At 72.7% G+C, this 20,836-nt stretch carries 16 protein-coding genes; 7 read left to right on the forward strand and 9 right to left on the reverse strand.

The features are described 5' to 3' along the window. Positions 1 to 27 precede the first annotated feature (27 nt). From ABGA98_RS38270 to ABGA98_RS38290, 5 genes are all read right to left on the reverse strand, one after another. A complete protein-coding gene (locus tag ABGA98_RS38270; RefSeq protein ID WP_347623342.1) occupies positions 28 to 1,518 on the reverse strand; it encodes a sodium:solute symporter family protein in 1,491 nt (496 codons plus the stop codon). Positions 1,519 to 1,556: 38 nt separating this feature from the next. Continuing rightward, positions 1,557 to 2,690: an amidohydrolase family protein gene (locus ABGA98_RS38275; protein ID WP_347623343.1), complete on the reverse strand. Its 1,134-nt coding sequence runs from the start codon at positions 2,688 to 2,690 to the stop codon at positions 1,557 to 1,559. Beyond that, positions 2,687 to 3,943: a neutral/alkaline non-lysosomal ceramidase N-terminal domain-containing protein gene (locus ABGA98_RS38280; protein ID WP_347623344.1), complete on the reverse strand. Its 1,257-nt coding sequence runs from the start codon at positions 3,941 to 3,943 to the stop codon at positions 2,687 to 2,689. The genes ABGA98_RS38275 and ABGA98_RS38280 overlap by 4 nt, the downstream gene beginning before the upstream one ends. After that, positions 3,934 to 4,680: a sugar isomerase domain-containing protein gene (locus ABGA98_RS38285; protein WP_347623345.1), complete on the reverse strand. Its 747-nt coding sequence runs from the start codon at positions 4,678 to 4,680 to the stop codon at positions 3,934 to 3,936. The genes ABGA98_RS38280 and ABGA98_RS38285 overlap by 10 nt, the downstream gene beginning before the upstream one ends. 103 nt (positions 4,681 to 4,783) lie before the next feature. Further along, positions 4,784 to 5,773: a LacI family DNA-binding transcriptional regulator gene (locus ABGA98_RS38290; RefSeq protein WP_347623346.1), complete on the reverse strand. Its 990-nt coding sequence runs from the start codon at positions 5,771 to 5,773 to the stop codon at positions 4,784 to 4,786. Between the two features lie 100 nt (positions 5,774 to 5,873). On the opposite strand from ABGA98_RS38290, the gene ABGA98_RS38295 reads away from it, so the two are divergent. The 3 genes from ABGA98_RS38295 (at position 5,874) to ABGA98_RS38305 (ending at position 9,356) form a co-directional block, all read left to right on the forward strand. Beyond that, positions 5,874 to 7,136, forward strand: a complete 1,263-nt coding sequence (locus ABGA98_RS38295) for an AGE family epimerase/isomerase (RefSeq protein ID WP_347623347.1) — start codon at positions 5,874 to 5,876, stop codon at positions 7,134 to 7,136. Next, a complete protein-coding gene (locus ABGA98_RS38300; protein ID WP_347623348.1) occupies positions 7,133 to 7,906 on the forward strand; it encodes a 6-phosphogluconolactonase in 774 nt (257 codons plus the stop codon). The genes ABGA98_RS38295 and ABGA98_RS38300 overlap by 4 nt, the downstream gene beginning before the upstream one ends. 118 nt (positions 7,907 to 8,024) lie before the next feature. Next, positions 8,025 to 9,356, forward strand: coding sequence for a mannitol dehydrogenase family protein (locus ABGA98_RS38305; protein ID WP_347623487.1), 1,332 nt, complete (start codon positions 8,025 to 8,027; stop codon positions 9,354 to 9,356). Between the two features lie 81 nt (positions 9,357 to 9,437). On the opposite strand, the gene ABGA98_RS38310 is transcribed toward ABGA98_RS38305, so the two are convergent. Together ABGA98_RS38310 and ABGA98_RS38315 are read right to left on the reverse strand one after the other, a co-directional pair. Further along, positions 9,438 to 9,800, reverse strand: coding sequence for a hypothetical protein (locus tag ABGA98_RS38310; RefSeq protein ID WP_347623349.1), 363 nt, complete (start codon positions 9,798 to 9,800; stop codon positions 9,438 to 9,440). 427 nt (positions 9,801 to 10,227) lie between these two features. Continuing rightward, complete coding sequence (locus tag ABGA98_RS38315; RefSeq protein WP_347623350.1) at positions 10,228 to 11,025, reverse strand: hypothetical protein; 798 nt, start codon at positions 11,023 to 11,025, stop codon at positions 10,228 to 10,230. 175 nt (positions 11,026 to 11,200) lie between these two features. Between ABGA98_RS38315 and ABGA98_RS38320 the strand changes: the two genes are divergently transcribed. The 4 genes from ABGA98_RS38320 (at position 11,201) to ABGA98_RS38335 (ending at position 16,872) form a co-directional block, all read left to right on the forward strand. Further along, positions 11,201 to 12,844, forward strand: a complete 1,644-nt coding sequence (locus ABGA98_RS38320) for a serine/threonine-protein kinase (RefSeq protein ID WP_347623351.1) — start codon at positions 11,201 to 11,203, stop codon at positions 12,842 to 12,844. Positions 12,845 to 12,851: 7 nt separating this feature from the next. Continuing rightward, on the forward strand, positions 12,852 to 14,465 hold the full coding sequence (locus tag ABGA98_RS38325) for a serine/threonine-protein kinase (RefSeq protein ID WP_347623352.1): 1,614 nt from the start codon (positions 12,852 to 12,854) through the stop codon (positions 14,463 to 14,465). A 3-nt stretch (positions 14,466 to 14,468) separates the two neighbouring features. Then, on the forward strand, positions 14,469 to 16,037 hold the full coding sequence (locus tag ABGA98_RS38330) for a serine/threonine-protein kinase (RefSeq protein WP_347623353.1): 1,569 nt from the start codon (positions 14,469 to 14,471) through the stop codon (positions 16,035 to 16,037). A gap of 91 nt (positions 16,038 to 16,128) precedes the next feature. Then, positions 16,129 to 16,872 carry a hypothetical protein gene (locus tag ABGA98_RS38335; RefSeq protein ID WP_347623354.1) on the forward strand — a complete coding sequence of 248 codons (744 nt, stop codon included), beginning with the start codon at positions 16,129 to 16,131 and terminating at the stop codon, positions 16,870 to 16,872. 30 nt (positions 16,873 to 16,902) lie between these two features. Here the strand turns inward: ABGA98_RS38335 and ABGA98_RS38340 are convergent, their stop codons facing one another. Together ABGA98_RS38340 and ABGA98_RS38345 are read right to left on the reverse strand one after the other, a co-directional pair. Beyond that, a complete protein-coding gene (locus tag ABGA98_RS38340) occupies positions 16,903 to 18,207 on the reverse strand; it encodes a cytochrome P450 (RefSeq protein ID WP_347623355.1) in 1,305 nt (434 codons plus the stop codon). Between the two features lie 263 nt (positions 18,208 to 18,470). After that, on the reverse strand, positions 18,471 to 20,822 hold the full coding sequence (locus tag ABGA98_RS38345) for a penicillin acylase family protein (RefSeq protein WP_347623356.1): 2,352 nt from the start codon (positions 20,820 to 20,822) through the stop codon (positions 18,471 to 18,473). Positions 20,823 to 20,836: the final 14 nt, after the last annotated feature.

Genomic DNA, 20,836 nt, shown 5'->3' on the forward strand with positions numbered 1-20,836 from the left:
GTCGCGGCGTCCACCCCGTACGGCCGTTCACCGGTTCGGGGCGGTCTCGGGCTGCTCGGCGTTCAGCGAGTCGACCAGTTCGTCGGCCTCGGCGTCGCGCGCGGGAGCGACCAGGCCGACCAGTACGAACACCACCAGCGCCGACAGGACCGGGGCGGCTACTTCCACGGTCTGGCTCTGACCAGGGAAGACGTACTTCAGCAGCGCGAAGACCACGAGCCCGGTCGCCCACGAGCCGATCGCGGCCGCGGGGCCGCTGCGGCGGAACATCGGCAACATGCCGAGCAACATCGGGATGGCGATCGGGCCGACCAGCGCGCCGAACCAGAGGATCAGCAGGCCCAGCACGCCGCCGAAGCTGTCCGCGCCGAGCGCGATGCCCATCGACAGCGCGATGAACAGGAACGTGGAGACCCGGCCGGCCAGCAGCTCGGACGCGGACGACAGCCGGTTCGCCCGCTTCCAGACCGCGGGGATGATGTCCCTGATCACGACCGAGGAGATGGCGTTGGCGTCGGAGGACGTCATCGCCATCGTGTGCGCGAACATCCCGGCGAGCACGAGACCGATGAGTCCGCCGGGCAGCAGCTGCTGGGTCAGCAGCGCGTACGACTGGTCGGGCTCGGCCAGGCCGGGCAGCAGGACCGGTGCGGCCCACATCGGGAAGAACAGCACGAGGGGCCAGAAGAGGTAGAGGCCCGCCGAGAACAGCGCGGCGCGCCTGGCCGACTCGCCGGTCGGCGCGGCGATGAAGCGCTGGGCGAGGTTCCAGGTCCCGCCGTTGTAGGAGAGCGTGTTGATCAGCAGGTAGACCAGGACGAAGCCCATGGTGTACGTGCCGTTGAACGGCTGGCCGTGCCCTTCGGGAAGCCTGTCCCACAGCGTCCAGATCGCGGACACGCCGCCGAGCTGGGCGAGCACCGCGACGAACATCGTGATCCCCGCGACGAGCTGGATGACGAACTGGCCCAGGTCGGTGAGCGCGTCGGCCCACAACCCGCCGATCGTCGAGTAGATCAGCGTGACTCCGCCGGTGAGCAGCACGCCCCAGGCGATCGGCACGCCCGCGAACACCTGGAGCAGCAGCGCGGTCGCCGCCCACTTGGCTCCCACGTCGAAGACCTTCAGCGCGGTGCCGCTCCACGCGAGCACCTGCTGCGCCGGCACGTTGTAGCGGGTCGCGAGGTATTCCAGCGGTGAGATGATCCCGAGCCGCTGCCGCAGCCGGGGCCAGCGCGGCGCGAACAGCACCGATCCGACCAGCATCGCGAACGTGATGCCGATCGCCCACCAGACGTACAGGGTGAATCCGGCGGTGTAGGCGATGGCCGCGTAGCCGACGAACACCGCGGAGCTGTAGCCCGACATGTGGTGGGAGATGCCGGACAACCACCAGGGCATTCTGCCTCCGGCGGTGAAGAAGTCCTTGGCGTCACGGATGCGGGATTTCGCCCAGACACCGATCGCGATCATCACCACGAAGTAGCCGCAGATCACTAGCCAGTCGAGAAAGCCCATGAGATCTCCCAGGTCGGGGGGTGGGGAGGGGGTGCGGTTCAGGCGCCGTGGACGGGCACTCCGTTCACGAAGGTGCGCAGGACGGACAGGTCGGATAGGTCGGACGTGGTGACGATCAGGTCGGCGGGCGCGCCGGGTTCGACCCGGCCGCCGCCCGTTCCGAGCAGGCGGGCCGGGTTCGCCGCGGCCAGGCCCGTCGCGGTGCCGAGGTCGACCTCCGTACGCGTGACCGCCCAGGCGACGCACTCGATCAGCGAGCTTCCCGAACCGGCCAGCAGTTCGCTTCCCGGCAGCGTCACCCGGCCGTCCTCGCGTACGGTGATCCGGCCGCCGACCGGGGTCGTGTAGTCGCCAGGAGCGCAACCGGCCAGCGCGACGGAGTCGCTGACCAGCAGCGCGCGGGCGGTCCCCTTGGCCCGCACCATCGCGGTGAACGTGTCGGCCGGCAGGTGGTGCCCGTCCGCGATGAACGTCGCGGCGAGCCGGTCCTCGGCGAGCTGCGCCCAGATGTAGTTGGGGTGCCGGCGGATCACCGCGTGGGCGCCGTTGCCGAGGTGGGTGGAGAGCCGCGCGCCCGCCCGCACGGCGGCCTGGATGTCGGCGGGCTCCGCCGCCGTGTGCCCGATGGACACGATGACGTTCCGCCGGGAGAGCTCGGCGATGTAGGGGACGGCGCCCGCCCGCTCGGGGGCCAGCGTGACGATCCGCACCAGCCCGCCGCTCGCCTCCTGCCAGCGCCCGAACTCGGCGAGGTCGGGATCGCGCAGGTGCGCGGCGTCGTGGGCGCCCCGCGGCCCGTCCTCGGCCGCCAGGCAGGGCCCCTCGACGTGCAGGGCGGGTATGGCGTGCCGGACCAGCGGATCGGCCTCGCGGGCCGCCGCGATCACGCGCAGGTTTCTGATGATCTTGTCTTCGGGCGCGGTGATGATCGTGGGGCACAACGTCGTGGTGCCGTGCCTCCACAACGCGCGGACCAGCTCGGCCACGTCGCCGGCCGACAGGTCGTCGGCGTTGAAGTCACGCCCGCCGTACCCGTTGACCTGGAGGTCCACCAGGCCCGGGAGGATGAGCACGTCGGGCGCGTCACGGAACTCGGTGACCGCGGCGATCCGCGGTCCGTCCAGTTCGACGCGTACGGGACGCCCGTCCGCGAGCCGGCCTTCGACGTTCACCGCGCCTCCCCGGCCAGGGCCGTGGCGGCGGCCATGACCAGGCGGCCGGCTTCGGGGGTGAACGCGGCGCGCAGCCCGTAGGCCCGGTGGGCCTCGCAGATCTCGTAGCCGCCCGCTTCGTAGTGCGCCTCCGGGTAGGGCAGGTAGCCGGGGACCCCGCCCGTGTAGCCGGCGACGAGCAGCCCGGGATCGCCGAGCGCGGCGCGCAGCTCCACGGCGAACTCGACGAACGGCTCGCCCGGCAGGAACACCAGCGGCACGCCGCCCCACCGGTGCACGGCGACCTGGACCTCGACCGCCGCCGGCCCGGTGCCGGCCAGCTGGGCACGCGCCCACGCCGCCCAGATGCCGCCGGGCTCGTCCGCGAGCTCCCGCAGCCGGTCAGGCGGGAGGGGCTCGCCGAGCGGCAGCTCGACCCGCGCGGCAGCCACCGACACCGGCCCAGCGGCCGGTGCTGTCGCGGCGCCGAGCGCGGCCTCGCCCACCAGGGTCCCGATGCGTTCCGCGGCCTCGAAGGTCCTGCCCGGCTGCGGCTCGGCGCGGCGCAGGCTGTCGAGCGCGGTGTGCCCGGTGTTCAGCTGGCCGCAGCAGCCTTGGAGGAACACGGCCACGCCGCCGGCCCTGGACTCCACGTGGCGCCGCGCGTACCCGGGCCAGTCGGCGGTGACCTGGAGGTTGTCGGGGCCGAGCGTCACCGGGTGGCAGGCGTAGGAGAAGACGGTGGCGATGGGCTCGCCGCCCTCGCGCTCCAGCCGTACGACGGGGACCACGGGGTCGGTGAGGGTCCCGCCGCGCCGGTTGCTCGCGACGCCGTCGAGCGTGCCGCTGCCGCGGCGGAGCACGGCGGGGGCCATGGCGTCGAGCGCGGCCTCGGCGGCGGCGACGATCCGCGAGCAGGCGTGCCGGACGTACGAAGGGTCGGCGACGCCGCCGATGCCGCCCCTGGTCACCGCGGGCCCGGCGTGCGTGTGCGTCACCGCGACGGCCACCCGCTCCTCCGGGATGCCCGTGCGCTCGCGCAGGTCGCCGGCGATGTGGCGGGTGGTGTCCGGGTCGAGGGCGACGAGGTCGGCGCAGATCACGACGGACATGGTCGTGCCGTCGGAGACCGCCACGGCGGTGGCCAGCAGCGGATCGTGCACCGCGGTGGACGCGGAGGTCCTGGCGGCGTAGCCGGCGAGCGAACCGCCGGGCCGCGGCGTGATGTCGGCGACCGCGGCCCCGGCGAGCAGGCCCTCCCCTGTCACAACCATCGGACCCGCCCCCGGAAGCGGTCGAGGAAGAGCGCGTTGCGCTCGTCGCCGCCCGGCGCGTTCCCGCTGCGCCAGATCTCCGGAACGGTGCCGCGCTCGGCCAGCTCGGCGATCGCGGCGGCCATGACGCAGTTGAGCGTGTACGCGTTGGCGAACGTCGAGATGGCGCCGACCCGCTCGGGCACGCCCTCGATCTCGAGTACGGCGTCGCCGACCGGCACCTTCGTGTCGATGTGCAGATCGACGAGGTCGTGCAGGTTCTGCCTGGTGGGATGCCTGGCCGGATGGCCGGGCGCGGTCCGGTCGGCGTGCTCCCTGGAGGAGACGCCGAGGACGGTGACGCCGCGTTCGCGGGCGGTCAGCGCGGCGTCGATGAGCGCGGCGTTGATGCCGTAGGCGTTGACGAGGATGAGCAGGTCGCCCGCGCCGAGCCGGTTGTCCTCGATGACGACGCGGCCGTAACCGGGGGTGCGTTCGATGGCCATCGAGCGCAGCGCGCCACCGGACAGCAGCGTGCCCTCGTCGAGGATCGCGCTGACGTTGACCAGGCCGCCCGCGCGGAAGAACACCTCCTGCGCGGCGAGGTTCGAGTGCCCGCCGGGGCCGTAGACGTAGATCAGCCGGTCCGCCCCGGTGATGTGGTCGGCGATGAGTTCCGCCGCTGCCTCGACGGCGCCGGCCTCCTCGGTTTCGATCCTGCCGATCAGGCCTGCGACCTGCTCGGCGTACGTCCGCATGAGCGACGCGTGCCGTCCGTTTGGCCGTCCGTTTCGCACCCTGCAAGCTCCTCATGACCGATGAAAGCGATTGCAGGCATTCAAGACTACGACCGAACCCCGGTCAAGAGGTGGACCGCGGCCCCGTGGAGTCGCGCGCGACGAACACGCCGGGCAGCCTGTGGTGCTCCGGCGCGCCGCCCGGCGCCTCGATCTGCCTGGTCAGCACCTGGACCGCGGTGGCGCCGAGATCGTCCATCGGCGCGGTCACCGTGGTCAGGCTCGGCGTCACGGTCCTGGCGAGCAGCACGTCGTCACAGCCGACGACGCTGCGGTCGCCGGGCACGGCGACGCCCCGCCCGGCCAGCTCGGCGAGCACTCCGCACGCGGTGAGGTCGTCGAAGGCGAACGCGGCGGTGGCGCCCGTCTCCAGCAGTGCGGCGCCCGCCTGCCTGCCTCCCTTGAACGTCGCGCGGAACGGCCCGAGCTCCGTCAGCTCGACCCCGCGGCCCCGCGCCCACCCGCGGATCGCCTGCGAGCGGCGGGCCGCGGCCCACGACGCGCTCGGCCCGGCGAGCAGCGCGAACGAGCGGTGACCGTGCTTGTGGAGGTGCTCGCCCGCGTCGAAGAGCGCGCTGGTGTTGTCGCAGATCACCGAGGACAGGTCGCGCAGCGGGCGGTTGAGCAGGACACAGGGAAGCCCTTTCGCGGCCTCGCGCAACGCCGCCGACGACGAGCGCGGCGAGGCCACGATCACCCCGTCCACCCTGCCGCGCAGCCGGGCGACGTGTCTCACCTCCGCCGCCGCGCTCTCCTCCGCGTCGACCAGCATGACCGAGCTCCCCATCCGCTCCGCCGTACGCTGGATCGAGCGCACCAGCAGCGGGAAGAACGGGTTGGTGATGTCGGAGACGATCAGCCCGATCGTCTCGGCCCGGCCCGTGACCAGCCCGCGCGCGGCGGGGTTGGGCAGGTAGCCGAGCTCCCGGGCGACGGCCGTCACCTGCTCCCTGACCCGCGGGCTGACCAGCTCTGGGCGGTTGAAGACCCGCGACACGGTCGCCGCGGAGACGCCGCACCGCTGGGCGATGGAGTAGATCGTCGGCTTGCTCAACCCGCGCTCCTCGGCATCGGCTCGCCCCGGCTTGACCGCAGTACTCTAGCGGAGCAAGAATCAATGCAATCGCTTTCATTGTTCCTCAGGAAAGGACGGCATGGGTTCGGAGCAGCCCGAGCAGGTCGCCCGCAGGCAACTCGAAGACGTCATCCTCCCGTTCTGGCTCGGGAACGGCATCGACACCGAGCACGGCGGGTTCTTCACCTGCTTCGACAATCGCGGCCGGCGCCTGCTGTCCACGAACAAGTTCACCTGGTCCCAGGGGCGATTCGTCTGGCTGCTCGCCCGCGCCGCCCGGCTCGCCGACCGCGGCCTGCTCTCGCCGGACGGGCTGGGCGCCGACGCCGGCACGCTCATCCGGCACGCGGAACGCGGCGCGTCCTTCCTGCTCGACCACGCCGTCGGCCCCGACGGCCGGTGCGCCTACGTCCTCGGCGAGCGGGGCGGGACGGCGCTCGACGAGCAGGGCCTGCCGCTGCCCGCGGAGCGCAGCATCTTCGCCGACGCCTTCGTCGCCATGGGGCTGTCCGAGCTCACCCGCTCCACCGGCTCGCCCGCCCACCTCCCCACGATCGACGTGATCGTCCAGCGGATCGCGGACGACGTGGAGGCCGGCGATCCCCCGACCCCGCCGTACCCGCTGCCGCCCGGCTGCTCGGGGTTCGGCGCCCGCATGATCGTCCTCAACGCCAGGCTCGACCAGGCACGCGCGCACCAGGCCGCGTCCGCGGACCGGACCAACCCCTACGCGGACGAGTTGCGCGCCGCGCGCCGCGCCATGCTCCTGCACCGGGAGGACGGCGGCCTGTTCACCGAGACGTTCGTGGCCGACCCCGGCATGCGCGACACGGTCCTGGCCAGGCACCGCACGCCCGGCCACGCGCTGGAGGGGATCTGGATGGCGCTGGAGGCGGGCGAGTCGCTCGGCGAGACCGGCGACCACGGCGACCTGCTCGCCAGCGTCTCCGCGCTGTGCGCCGCCGGGTGGGACGACGAGCACGGCGGGCTGTTCCGCTACGTCGGCGTCTCGGGACGGCCCGCCGGGGGGCCGTACGAAGACCTGGTCAGGCGGACCTGGTCGACCAAGCTGTGGTGGGTCCACACGGAAGCCGCCTACACCACCCGGCTGGCGGCCGAACGCTACGGCGACCGGGAGGCGGCCGGCTGGTTCGACCGGATCTGGGACTACACGCTCCGCACGTTTCCCGGCGGAGCGGACGGCGCGGAGTGGATCCAGATCAGGGACCGGGCCGGGGCTCCCCTCGACGAGGTCGTCGCCCTGCCGGTCAAGGACCCGTACCACATCGCCAGGAACCTCATGCAGATCATCGAGCTCCGCTCCCAGGGAGGCCGGCCGTGACGGCCACGCACACGGACCCCGTGATCGAACGGGTCGCCGGACAGCTCGACGTCCGGATCTTCAGCGACCGGGCGCGGTCCGGCGCCGCCGCCGGGCGGGCCGCGGCCGCGGCGTTGCGCACGGCGCTCGCCGACCGCGACGAGGCCAGGGTGATCTTCGCGGCCGCCCCCTCGCAGCGGGAGATGCTGGCCGGGCTGCGCGCGGCCGAGGGGATCGACTGGTCCAGGGTCGCCGTCTTCCACATGGACGAGTACATCGGCCTGCCCGCGGACGCGCCCCAGCGGTTCGGCCGCTTCCTCCGCCACGAGCTCTGGGAGTCCGTACGGCCGGGCGCGGTCCACGTGATCGAGCCCGGCGACGACCCGGAGGCGGAGAGCGCCCGCTACGCCGCGCTCCTCGGCAGCGCCCCGATCGACCTGGTCTGCCTGGGCATCGGCGACAACGGCCACCTGGCGTTCAACGACCCGCCGGTGGCCGACTTCGCCGACCCCCTCGCGGTCAAGGTGGTCGAGCTCGACGAGGACTGCCGGCGGCAGCAGGTCAGCGACGGGTGCTTCGCCACGCTCGCGGACGTGCCCGACCGGGCGATCACGCTGACCGTTCCCACGCTGATGGCCGGGCGCACGCTGATCGCCACCGTGCCCGGCGCGAACAAGAGGGCCGCGCTCTCCGCCGCGCTCGACGGGCCGATCGGCGAGAGCTGCCCCGCCTCCGTCCTGCGCACCCACCCGGCCTGCACCCTCTACGCCGACCTGGAGGCGTACCGGTGAACATCACGACCGGAGCCCATCGCCGACCCAGGGACCTGCCGGGGAGCATCACGACCGGAGCTCTTCACCGACCCGGGGGCCTCCCGGGGAACGTCACGGACGGGGGCGTGCACCCTTGGTGAGGCTCAGCCGCGCCACCCTGTCCAGGGTCGCGCCGGCCGCGCGCCCGCTCGCGGAACCGCGTGCGACCGGCGTCGTGCACCTGGGCATCGGCGCCTTCCACCGGGCCCACCAGGCCGTTTACACCGAGCGGGCCATGGCCGCGACCGGCGACGACCGCTGGGGAGTCTGCGGAGCCAGCCAGCGCAGCACCGACGTGGCCGACCGGCTCCGCCCCCAGGACTGCCTGTACGGCGTGCGCGCCGGCGACGAGGCGCGCGTGGTCGGCTCCGTACGCGAAGTGCTCGCCCCCGGTGACGACCTGGCGGCCCGGCTGAGCGCCCCGGAGACGGCGGTGGTCACGCTGACGATCACGGAGCGGGCGTACCGGCGTGACCCGCGGGGCGCGATCGGCGGGCTCGTCGCCGGGCTGCGCGCCCGAGCCGCCGCGGACGCGGGCCCGCTCACCGTCATCTCCTGCGACAACCTGCCCGGCAACGGCGCCACCCTCGCCGCGCTCGTGGCGGACCTGTGCGAGCCCCCGCTGCTCGCCTGGGTCGCGGAGAATGTGACCTTCCCCGCCTCCATGGTGGACCGGATCGTTCCCGCGACCGCGCAGGCCGACCTGGACGACATGGCCGCCAGGCTCGGCGTGACCGACCTGGGCGCGGTCGTCACCGAGCCGTTCACGCAGTGGGTGATCGAGGACCGGTTCGCCGGTGACCGGCCCGCGTGGGAGCGGGCGGGCGCGCTGCTGGTGGGAGACGTCCGGCCGTACGAGCGCATGAAGCTGCGCCTGCTCAACGGCAGCCATTCGGCCATCGCCTACCTGTCGGGCGCCGAGCACGTGTCCGAGGCCGTGAGCGACCCCGCGTTCGCCGGATACCTGCGCCGGTTGATGGACGACGACCTGTCGCCCACCCTGGACGGGCTGGCGGGCTTCGACCTCACGCGGTACAAGCAGTCGTTGATGGCCAGGTTCGCCAACCCCGGCCTGCGGCACCGCGTCGCGCAGATCGCGGTGGACGGCTCGCAGAAGCTGCCGCAGCGCCTGCTCGACCCGGCCCGCGAGCGGCTGGCGGGCGGGCACGAGCCCCGCTGGATCGCGCTGGCCGTGGCCGGGTGGATGCGGTACGTCACCACGGCCCGCGAGCTCTCCGACCCGCTGGCCGACCGGCTGCGCGGCGACGAGACGGCTTCCGCCTCGGCCACCGTGGACCAGCTGCTGGCGATCGAGGAGATCTTCGGCACCGACCTGCCGGACGACCCGGTCTTCCGCGACCTGGTCACCGACCACCTGGAACGGCTGACCGCCGACGGCCTGCCCGCCACCCTCCGCGCGCTCGTCTAGCCCCTGACCGGGCCGCCCGGGCGGTCGACCCGGGCGCGCACGCCGTCGTCGTCGGCGCGATCACCGTATCGGGAGGGCTGTTCAGCCCACGGAGCCGCTGAGGTCGGTGGTGCCGCCGCCGCTTGTTCCCGAGCCCGCGCTGCTGGTGATGGGCTGGCCGTCGACATAGGCAACGGCGGTCACCGAGCCGGCGCTCAGGCGCCGGATGGAAAGGCTCCAGGTGTCCTCGCCCTGTTTAGCGAGGATGATCTCCTTCCGCCAGGGCGGCCTCACCTGGGGCACGGTCGTGGAGCGGCCGTTGATGACATAGGTGATGGCAAAACTTCCTTCGCCCGTGACATCGAAGGTGAGGGTGTGCGGCTCGTCACCGGAGGAGCAGGCGGCCAGCAGCACGGCGGCCCCGGCCGACACCAGCGAGCGCGCCCACTTGCCTGATGCGGTCATCCGATCATTCAAACACGGCAGAACACCGCAATGCTCGGGCGAGGACGGTTCGGCCTCTCTGATCCGCAGGCGGTGCCCGGCCGGCCTCGACGGGCCGCGCGCCATCGGGACCGCCCGCGTCGCTTCACGTCCGCCGGGTCCAGGTGGTGAGCTCGATCGTGGTGCCTCCGCGGCCCACGCGCAGGTCGACCCGGCCCTCGGGAGCGTCGGAGTCGATCTCCGGGTAGTCGTCGCTGGACACGGTGACCCGCGCGCCTACGCCACGCGGCCGGACGCGTAAAGGGTCGGCGCCTCGCCGCGCAGGGTGTCTCGCGCATCCGGACGGCACACCCTGGTGGCGGATCGGCCCTGACCCGGGAAGGGGCCGCGCTCATGCACCGCCGGGCGTGCGGCAGGCGAGCCACCCCGGGCGACCACGCCGGGCGCCTCAGCCCGTGAGGTTCTTGAGGGCCTCCCTGGCGATCTCCTCCGCTCCCCGCAGGAGTTCTTCCTCGGGGACGGGCCGACTGTCCTTGTTCGGGAGGATCTCGCGGCCCTTGTTGTCGGAGCCGTGGAAACGGATGTCGATGGTGGCGTTGCCTCTGACGACGAGAATCCAGGCCATCGCCCTCCGTCTGTCGGTGTGCTCGTTGTAGATCGCGTACGCCCCGTCGCCGAGATCGTTGATTTCCTTGATCTCCCCATATTTCGTGTTGTACGGGGCGCCCTTGGTCTGGCCCGAGTCGTCACGCATCGAGCGCCACGAGAAGTCGGCGTCGTCCAGGGCGGAGTCGTTGTCCGGGAAGACGTTGACCTTGACGGTGAACGAGCGGGACTCGTTGTACCCGCCCTTCATGTTGTAGCCCTTCTGGTTCCACGCGCAGTCCTTCCGCTTCGCGCCGTAACCGTCCTTGGCCACACCCGGCTCGGACTCGCTCTTGGGCGCCAGCCGCGAGGTCAGGCTCGCGGGGAGCAGGTCGCACACCTCGGGCACGTCCTGCAGCGGCGGGAAGGTGGAGGTCACGGTGGAGGAGGGCGAGGCCTGCGCCGTGTCCTGCGGGGATGCGGTGGGCGGGCTCGCGGTGGGGCCGAGGGTGGGGTCCGTGGTGGGCTGGGTGGCCGGAGCGCCGACCTTGCCTCCGGGGTCGGGGGGCATCGCGACCGGAGGCTGCGTGCCCACGTTCCGCACGGCGATGAGAGCCCCGCCGAGCACCGCGACCGTCGCGGCGGCGGCCATGATGCCCATCGCCCACCCTGGTGGCTTCGAGGTCGACGGCTGCCCGCTGCCCTGGTCCGGCCAGTAAGACGCAGGTGGCACAGGTGGTGCTGTGGTCATCATCGCTCCTGGTGCTCGGACTCGTGCGATTGATTGCGGCGTGAAATATAGCGAATTGAAACCTGCCCTCAATACTGTTGGCCGCGTGCCGGGTAACGGGGAAGGAAAAATCGCGGGCCGCTATCGAGTGTTGCAGACACTCGGCCAGGGCGGCATGGGCACGGTATGGCTCGCCCACGACGAGCTCCTCGACCGCCACGTCGCGGTCAAGGCCCTGCTGCTGCCGGAGTCGCTCACCGCGGCCGAACGCGAGGAGGCGCTGCAGCGCGCGACACGTGAGGCGATGGCCGCCGCCCAGCTACGGCATCCGAACATCATCACGGTTCACGACGTGCTCACCCACAACGGCCTGCCCACGATCGTCATGGAGATGCTCAAGGGCCGCGATCTGAAGGACGCCGTGGCCGCGGAGGGCCCGTGGACGCCGGAACGCGTGGCGGCGCTCGGGCTGCGGGTGCTGGACGCGCTGTCGGCCGCGCACGCCCACGGCATCCAGCACCGCGACGTCAAACCGGCCAACGTGTTCCTGACCGACGACGGACGGGTGGTGCTCACCGACTTCGGCATCGCCCGGCTGGAGGACCAGGCCACGATCACCGAGTCGGGCCTGCTCGTCGGCTCCCCCGGCTACATCGCCCCGGAGCGGCTGCGCGGCGAGCGCGGCGGCCCGGCCTCCGACCTGTGGTCCCTCGGCGCCACCCTCTACTCCGCGATCGAGGGCCAGGCCCCCTACACCGGCACCTCGCCCATGGCGGTGCTGCGCGACGCGCTGACCCGGCCGCCCCGGCCGCCCGAGCGCGCCGGACGGCTGGGCCCGGTGCTCATGCACCTGCTGGCGCGCGAGCCGCACCAGCGCCCCGACGCGCGGCTGACAGCCCACCTGCTGCGGCAGGTGGCGGAAGGCGGGCAGGGCGCCGCCCCACCGTCAGGGCCCATGACCGCGCCCCTGTCCGGGTTCCCGTCCGGGCCCCCGTCCGGGCCGCTGACCGTGCCGCGCAAGAGCGGCAGGCGCGGGCCGGTCCTCATCGGCGCAGGCCTGGTCGCGGCCGTGGCGGCCGTGGCGGCCACCGTCGCGCTCCTGCCGCGATCGGCACCGGCCACCCCGCGGCCCACCGAGCAGCCCACCGCGACCACCGGCACGCTTGCCGCCACCTCCGCCCCCGTTCAGACGCCTGCGGCGACACCCTCCGCCACGGCGACGGCAGCGAGGTTCGGCGGGCCCGTGGACGTGTGCGCCCTTCTGACCCCCACCCAGGTGCGCTCGCTGGTCCCGAAGGCCTCCCCCAAGGGCACGAGCGAGGGCGAAGGTTGCGCGTGGACGGCGCACGGCAACGGCGTCGCCGTCGCCCCGGCGGAGCCGGTCGTGCTGGAGAGCGCCTGGGGACGCAGCGTGGACGAGGCATCGGAGAAGTTCGTCAACATGCTCAACGGCGCCGAGTCCGGCTCGAAGATCAAGTGGAAGTGGCCTGACATCGGCATGAAGAACGCCGTCATCCAGGAGAGCAAGGCGTACACGGAAGTCAACGGCATCGGTGACGAGGCGTTCAGTTACGAGCTCATCAGCAACAAGGGCCAGGTGGAACGGCACGACGTGATCTTCCGTATGAGCAACGTCGTGATGCAGATCAGATACGTCGACGTGAAAAAGATCGGCGACAACGAGGCCATGCGCAAGGGCGCGCGTGACGCCGCCCGATGGGTCGCGGCGGCGCTAGGACGCCAGGGGTGATGATGCGGTGAACCAGCCACGACTCGTGGGCGGGCGCTACCAGTTGATCGCGCAGATCGGCAGGGGCGGGATGGGCGTCGTATGGCGCGCCCACGACACGGTGATCGGGCGCGAGGTGGCGATCAAGCAGGTGCACCTGCCCGCGAACCTGTCCCCGGACGACCACGCCCGGCTTCGCGAGCGCACCCTGCACGAGGCGCGCGTCGCGGTCCAGGTCAGGCATCCCGCCGTGGTCGCGATCCACGATGTGGTCGTGGAGGGGGCCGAGCCGTGGATCGTCATGGAGCTCGTCAGGGGCCGCTCCCTCGACGAGGTCGTGAAGTCGGGCGGGCCGCTGTCACCGCAGTGGGCCGCCTCGATCGGGCTGTTCGTGCTGTCCGCGCTGGCCGCCGCGCACACGCGCGGGCTGCTGCACCGCGACGTCAAGCCGGGCAACGTGCTGCTCGCCGACGACGGCCGCATCCTGCTGTCCGACTTCGGCATCGCCACCAGGGCCGGCGGGCAGCAGGGCGGCGCGCCGATGGGGACACCGGGGTACACCGCTCCCGAGGCGCTCACCGAGGAGCCCGGCCGGGCCGCCGGGCCCGCCGCCGACCTCTGGTCGCTCGGGGCGACGATCTACACCGCCGTCGAGGGCGTGCCGCCGTTCGCGCGTCCGACCGCCATGGCCACGCACGGCGCGGTGATGACCGAGCCGCCCAGGCCACCCCAGCGGGCGGGCGCGCTGGGGCCCGTGCTCATGCGACTGCTGGAGAAGGAGCCCGCACGGCGCCCGGACACGGTGGCGCTGAGGGCGGCCCTGCAGCCCCTCACCGGCGGCACCGCCGCCACCATGCCCGCGGGCTCGCACCAGGCGTCCTGGGTGCTGCCCAAACTTCCGGTGTACGGGTCCGCCGCGGCCGTGTTCGCCGTCTTCGTGACGGCGGTCGCGCTCATCCTGGCCACCACCCCGCCCGCCTCCCCGACCACCCTGGCGAGCACCGAAGCCCCCACGACACCGCCCACAGCACCCACCACAGGGCCGACCACAGGGCCGACCACAGGGACAGGCCCGACGACGGCGGCGCCCACGGGCACGCCCGCGCCGACCGCCACGGGCACGCCCGTCGCGCGCACGCCCGGCAAGTTCACCGCGATCCCCCGGCCCTGCCAGCTGCTCACCAGAGACCAGGCCACCGAGGTCGTGGGCAAGTACATGACCAGCAGCCGGGAGCCCACCGTCAAATGCACGTGGAGCATGCCGCGCGACGACAAGAACCTCTCGCTCAACCTCACGCTCTTCCTCTATCCGCAGCAGGGCGACGGTTACGAGACCAAGCTGGCCGAGGAACACGTGCAGGGCGCCAGGGCCAAGGCCGAGTCGGAGGCCGGACGCGGCGGCAGCGGCGGCGAGCAGGGCGAGGTCTTCGAGATCCCCGGCGCGGGCGACGGGGCCATCGGCTGGGAGAAGAGCGAGACCACGTTCACCACCAAGAAGTCCAAGGTCTACTCGGTGTTCAGGACCAGCAACATCGTGGGTGAGGTCTACTTCTCCCGCGACGTCGAGAAGGAACCGGGGCTGCGTGAGAAGACCGAGAAGGCGATCAAGCACCTCGTCCAGAACCTCGACGCCAAGGCCTGACCCATGCACGTGATCGCCGGGCGATACCAGCTGCTCGCTCCCCTGGGCGCGGGCGGCGCGGGCACGGTGTGGCGGGCCCGCGACACGGTGCTGGGCCGCGAGGTCGCGGTCAAGGAGGTGCGCCTGCCCGCCGACCCGGCCAGGAGGGACAGAGCGCTCACGGACACGCTGCGCGAGGCCCGCGCGGCGGCGTCACTGAACCATCCGGCGATCATCACCGTGCACGACGTCCTCGCCGAGCAGGGACAACCGTGGATCGTCATGGACCTGCTCCCCGGCCGGTCGCTGGCCGACCTGCTGCGGGAGAGCGGCACGCTGCCGCCCGGCCAGGTCGCGTCCATCGGGCTGCGGGTGCTCGACGCGCTGGAGGCGGCGCACCAGCGCGGGATCCTGCACCGGGACGTGAAGCCGGGCAACGTGATGCTGACCGACTCCGGCGAGGCCGTCCTCACCGACTTCGGCATCGCCGCGCACATCGACGACACCCCGAGCGCGACCGCGGCGGCCGAGCGGCCGGGGGCGGCCGGCTCACCGGGGTACGTCGCGCCGGAACGCCTGCGCGGCGAGCCCGCGGGGCCGGCCTCCGATCTCTGGTCGCTGGCCGCCACCCTGTACACGGCGGTGGAGGGGCGCAGCCCTTTCCACCGCGACTCCCCCATGGCGATCGTCGCGGCGGTGCTCACCCAGCCCCCGCCGCCACCGGTCAACGCGGGGCCGTTCGGCGGGCTGCTGGCGGCGATGCTGGACAAGAACCCGGCCGCGCGCCCCCACCCGTGGCAGGTCAGAGCGGCACTCCAGCCGATCGCCGCTCCCCTGCCGGCGCGCCGCTCGGTGATGACGGCGGCCACGGTGCCGGTCGCCTCCAGGAAGAGCAGGCTTCCCGTCGTACTGGGTGGCCTGGCCGCCGCCACCGCCGTCGCCATCACGGCGGTGGTCCTGGTCAACGCGTCCGCCACCGCCGGGCCCCCGAGCAACACGCCGATCGCCCAGGCCCCGTCCTCCTCGCACCCGCCGGTCTCCACCCCGCGTCCGCCGGTTTCCACCCCGGCGACCACGCCCGCGCCCGCGCCGAAGGGTGACGGCCGCTTCGCCGCGGCGCCCGACGCCTGCCGGCTGGTGAGCGACCAGGAGGCCGAGAAGATCATGCCGGGGGTACGCAGGCGTACGGTCGGCCTCGACACCACCAAGTGCGACTGGGCGGTCGGCATGTTCAAGGACGCCGTCAACATCCACGTCACGCACTCGCCGCAGGTGGCGACGGCGCGGAAGATCCTCACCAGCACGAAGCGGGCGCAGGACTCCAAGGAGGGCACCGCACAGGGCAGCACCTACCAGGCCGTGCGCGATCTCGAGGGCCTCGGAGACGGGGCCTTCGCCCAGAACTGGTGGTCGACCACGTTCCCGCAGGCCCACAGCATCGTGTGGGTACGCGTCAGCAACCTCGTCGTCGAGATCGACTCGACTGCCGCCGACAGTGCCGAGCTGAAACCCGAGCACCAGGACCGAGCGGTCAAGGTGGCCCGCGCGATCGTGGACGCGCTCAGGGATGTCCCGTCGGCGGAGACCGGCTGATGCGCGCGGCGTCCACCCAGAAGTCCCCGAGAGGAGGAGTGGCGTTCCCCCGGGCTCCGCGGACGACCGGAGCCCCGCGCCACGGAACGACATGAACGAGGTACCCACCCCGCCCCGCTCCCCCCGGCCCGGCGGCGTCCGGATCACGCCCGGCCTCCTCAGCGGGGCCATGGCGGTGCTCGTGCTGATGGTGTTCACGGTCGCCTTCCTGCTGACGAGGCAGGAGCCGCCGCCCGCGCCGCCGGGTGAACCCGTCTCCGCGCGGACGAAACCCCCGTCCGCGCCGCCCAGCACGCAGCCGCCGAGCACGCGGCCCTCGACGAGCGAGCCGCCCCCGACCGGTGAGGCGAAGTTCTCCGGCGACGTCGACCCGTGCGAGCTCCTCGGCGAGGAACTGCTGACCAAGCTGGTGATCTTCCCCAAGCAGCAGAAGATCTACAAGGAGGAGTGCGAGTGGACGACCCTGCCCTCGTACGGGGCCGGGCTTCCCACCAACATGACCTTCAGGCTGAAGGTGTACACCAAGGTGTTCCCCGACGGGGTGACGCAGGCGCACGAGCAGTTCGTCGCCCGCCGGCACGAGGCGTCGCTCATCCCCCGGGGCTACACCAAGGCCGAGCCGGCGGTCGGGGACGATTCCTACGTCACCGCGTACACGCTGGAGGGCAGCGACAGGGGGCCCACGAAGGCGATCGTGGGGGTCCGGGTGAGCAACGCGGTGGTGGAGGTCGAGTACGACCGCGACGTCATCCAGGACCCCGAGGGCAGGCTGACCGCGGGCGCGCTGGAGACGGCCCGCGCGGTCGCGGAGAAGCTCAGCAGCGGCGGGGGGTGAGGGGCCCGGGGCGGCGCCCCGGGCCGGTTCTCAGGACCAGGTGACCGGCAGCGCGTGCACGCCGAAGATGAGCATCTCGTTGCGGACCGGCACCTGGCCGGCCGGGACCGCGAGGCGCAGATCCGGCAGGCGGGAAATGAGCTCGCCCAGCCCTGTGCGCATCTCGACCCGGGCCAGCTGCTGGCCCAGGCACTGGTGGATCCCATGGCCGAAGGCCAGGTGCGGGGCACGCGAGCGGTGCACGTCGAGCGCGTCGGGATCGGACCAGTGCCGCGGGTCGCGGTTGACCTCGGGCGTGGCGATCACGACGGTAGCGCCGGCCGGGAGGTCCACGCCGCCCAGCGTCACCGGCGCCGTGGTGACCCGGCTGACCCCGAGCTGGATGATCGACAGGAACCGCAGCAGTTCCTCCACCGTGTTGTCGATCAGGCCGGGATCGGCACGCAGCGCCGCGAGCTGGGCGGGATGCTCCAGCAGCGCGAACATGCCCAGACCCAGCATGTTCGCCGTGGTCTCGTGGCCCGCGTTGAGCAGAATGAGCGCGACATCGACCAGCTGCGCGTCCGTCAGGGGCGGGTCGGCGTCGTGGACGAGCCCGGACAGCAGGTCATCGGCGGGGTTCGCGCGTTTGCCCGCCACCAGCCGCTGCATGAACGCGTAGAGCTCGGCGCGCGCGACGGCCTGCTCCTCCGGGGTCGCGTTCGCGTTCAGCCCGATCGACGTACGCTTCTGGAACAGCTCGCGGTCGGCGTAGTCCACGCCCAGCAACTCGCAGATGACCAGCGACGGCAGCGGCAGCGCGAACGCCGGCACCAGATCGGCCCGCGTGCCCGCCGCCTTCATCGCCTCGATGTGCTCGACCGCGATCTCCCTCACCCGCGACTCCAGCTCCCGCATCCGCCGCACCGTGAACTGGCCCGTCAGCAGCCGTCGCAACCGGGTGTGCTCCGGCGGGTCCATGAAGACGAAGAGCCCGTCCTGCCGCTCCGCCACCTCCGGCTCGCGCGGCTGCGCCTCCATCTCGGACACCTCGTGCGGCTGCAGCGACGTCGCGTCCCGGTGGCGCACCTTGTCGGCGCTGAAACGCGCGTCCGACAGCACCGTACGGGCCTCGTCGAACCCCGTCACCAGCCACGCCCGTGCGCCGTTCAGCAGGTCCAGCGGCCGGACCGCGCTCTCGCCTCGCAGCCCCGGGGGCGGATCGAACGGGCAACGCCCTCGCTCCACGAGGTCCGCGGGCAGGATCCGCCGCATCTCCGTGGGGTTCACGCTCGGAGACTCCTCGGTCAAGTTGTCTTCGGCCATCAGCACGTCCTTGTTCACGGTCGAGGTCACTCAGAAGGACCCTACAAAGATGCACGGCGCGCATCAATGCTCGTCATGCAAGAACACACGGTATCGGGTCAGTCCCCCTTCACGGAGCAGATCGCCGATCCGATCACGGCCGTTCGGCCGCGGCCATCGCCCTGCCCCTTCTGTGGCCCGCACGGCCGGTGCGCGTGCTCGCCGCTCTCAAGGCCGCGCACGCCAGGGGCGTCAACGTCAAGGCCCTGGCCGACGGCGGACGAGCGGAGTGAACGCCGCGACGCCCGCGCCCGCTAGCGCAGCGACGTCGTCACCAGCTGCGGGCTCGCCTGGATCTCGGCCTCGGTGAACCGTTCGGTCACCCACTGGCCGCGCGCGAACAGCTCGGTCTGGTCGGCGTGGTGCGGCGAGGCCGTGTTGGCCGACAACGAGTACGTCAGCACGGTGCGGGTGCGCGGCCCCTCCGGGGTCAGTTCCACGGCCATCATGAAGCTGGAGCCGGCGTTGACCTCCGGGTAACGGCCGTCCTTGCCGAGCGTGCCGCCGGTGCGGATCCGGTCGAAGCAGCCCTCCCCCTCGGTGCACCCCGGCACCGCGACGGCGCCGTACCGCTGGGCCTGCCCCGGCGTGAGCGTCAGCGGGACGTCGTTGACCGTGAAGAACCGCACCGCGTCGGCCAGCGCGGTCCGCACCACCGGGACGGTGATGTCGAGCCCGCGCGGCGTGGTGAGCGGGTGCTCGGCGTCGAACGGCACCTTCCACCAGCTCCTCGGCGGGGCGATCGACCCGTCGGGCCGCCTCTGCGGGCCGTTGAGGCCCATGAAGAACTCCCGCCACAGGATCGCGCCCCGGCTGCCGGGGCGGGCCCGCCCGTCCCAGGCCGCCAGGGTGGCGCAGGCCCGGCGGACGTCGACCTTCTCGCCGTCGCTCGCCGTCATCACGGGCTCGGCCCGGCACAACGTGCGCAGATCGCGGCGGAGCAGTTCGGCGCTCAGGTTGCGCTTGCCGGTGGCGGCCTTCTGGAGGGTCTCCAGGGTGAAGCCGGGCGCGCCGAGCCCGTCGTCGCCCGACAGCCGCTGCGCGATCATGTCGAGGCCGACCCGGGTCCGCAGGTCCCGCATCGTACGGACGTTGCCGTAGATGTGCGGATAGTCCGTGAGCGGGGCCTCGGGATTGGTCAGCCAGGGGCTGGCGTTGGCGTTCGCCACGTAGTCGGCGCGGACCAGCCGGGGCTGGGCGGCCGGGCCGAAGATGCCCGGCTCGATCGCGTCCGCGTCCTCGCCCCACAGGCAGTCCGACGTGGAGCCGTCCAGGATGAGCGGCTCGGGGTCGTCCTGCGCGCGGCAGCGCTCCGCCTGCTCGTCGGTGACGTGCGGGACGACCGAGGCGTCGGCGAAGTACGCCTGGCCGCCGACGTCCGTGGCGAGCGTGTAGACGAAGGGCATGCCCTGGTACGTCTCCTGCGCGCGCCGCAGGGCGGTCACGTCGGGGGCGGCGCTCATGGCCAGCCACTCGTCGGCGAACCGCAGGTTGACGGCGTTGGCGTCGGCCAGGGCGACCGCCGTCTCCTCCGTCCAGCCGTTCGCCAGCACCGGCCCGTACCGGGAGGTGTACAGGGTGGTGGTGACGGGCTTGACCGCGCCCTGGGCGTCCCGGACGGTGACCGTGACCTCCTGCCGGCCCATCGGCTCCGGCCTGCCGTCCACCAGGTACGTGGTGCGCTGCCCCGGCGCCAGCTCAAGCTGGTAGAGGGTGAAGCGCTGGGCGTGGGAGACGGTGTGCGTCCAGGCCATGCTCGCGTTGTGGCCGATCTGGACCATGGGGGTGCCGTAGAGGCTGCCGCCCGCCACGTCGAGCACGCCCGGGATGGTCAGGTGGACCTGGTAGAAGCGGCGGCTGCCGTTCCACGGGAAGTGGGGGTCGGCCAGCAACATGCCGTGGCCGCCGCGGGTGGCCTCGCGCCCGAGGGCGAAGGCGTTGCTGCCGGGGGCGGTCACCCTCTTCGAGGGACGTTTCCCCTCCGCCTGCCCGGAGGCGGCGATGGCCTCCTTGAACTGGGAGCTGCCGCCCAGGCGGCCGAGGTCGAGCAGGTTCATCCAGACGTCCGCGGCGGTGATGGGGCCGACCCACGCCTTGCCCCGGCAGGCCGGGTCGGGCAGCCCGGCCACGCCCGTGTCGCTCAGATAGCGGTTGAACCCGGCGACGTAGCCGTCCACGAGCGCGCGCAGTGCGGCGCTGGGGCCGTGGGGCGCGGGGCGGGCGAGCACCCGGCGCAGCGCGCCCGACGCCTCGACGCTCTTGTAGTACACGTCGCTGGCCAGGTTGGAGATCGGGTCGGTGACGTCGTCCGACATCGCCTCGGCGCCGAAGTGGCGCGACCGCTCGCCGCGCAGGGTGAGCGCCCACGAGGCCATGACGCACAGGTTGTCCTGCGCGAACGCGTAGCCGTAGCCGTAGCCGAGGCCGCCGTGGTCCTTCGCGGAGATGTGCGGGATGCCGTACTCGGTGCGCCTGATGTCGGCGGCGTAGCGGCCTTCGGCGGCTCGCGCCGGGGCGACGCCGCTCCCCGGCGCCGCGACGAGGAGGGCGCCGGCCAGTGCCGCTACGAGCGCTGCGGCCGTCCGCCGGAGGAGGGTCATGGTCATCGGCAGTCCTGTTC

This window comes from Nonomuraea sp. B1E8 (genome assembly GCF_039871515.1).
In the GTDB taxonomy this organism is placed as follows: domain Bacteria; phylum Actinomycetota; class Actinomycetes; order Streptosporangiales; family Streptosporangiaceae; genus Nonomuraea.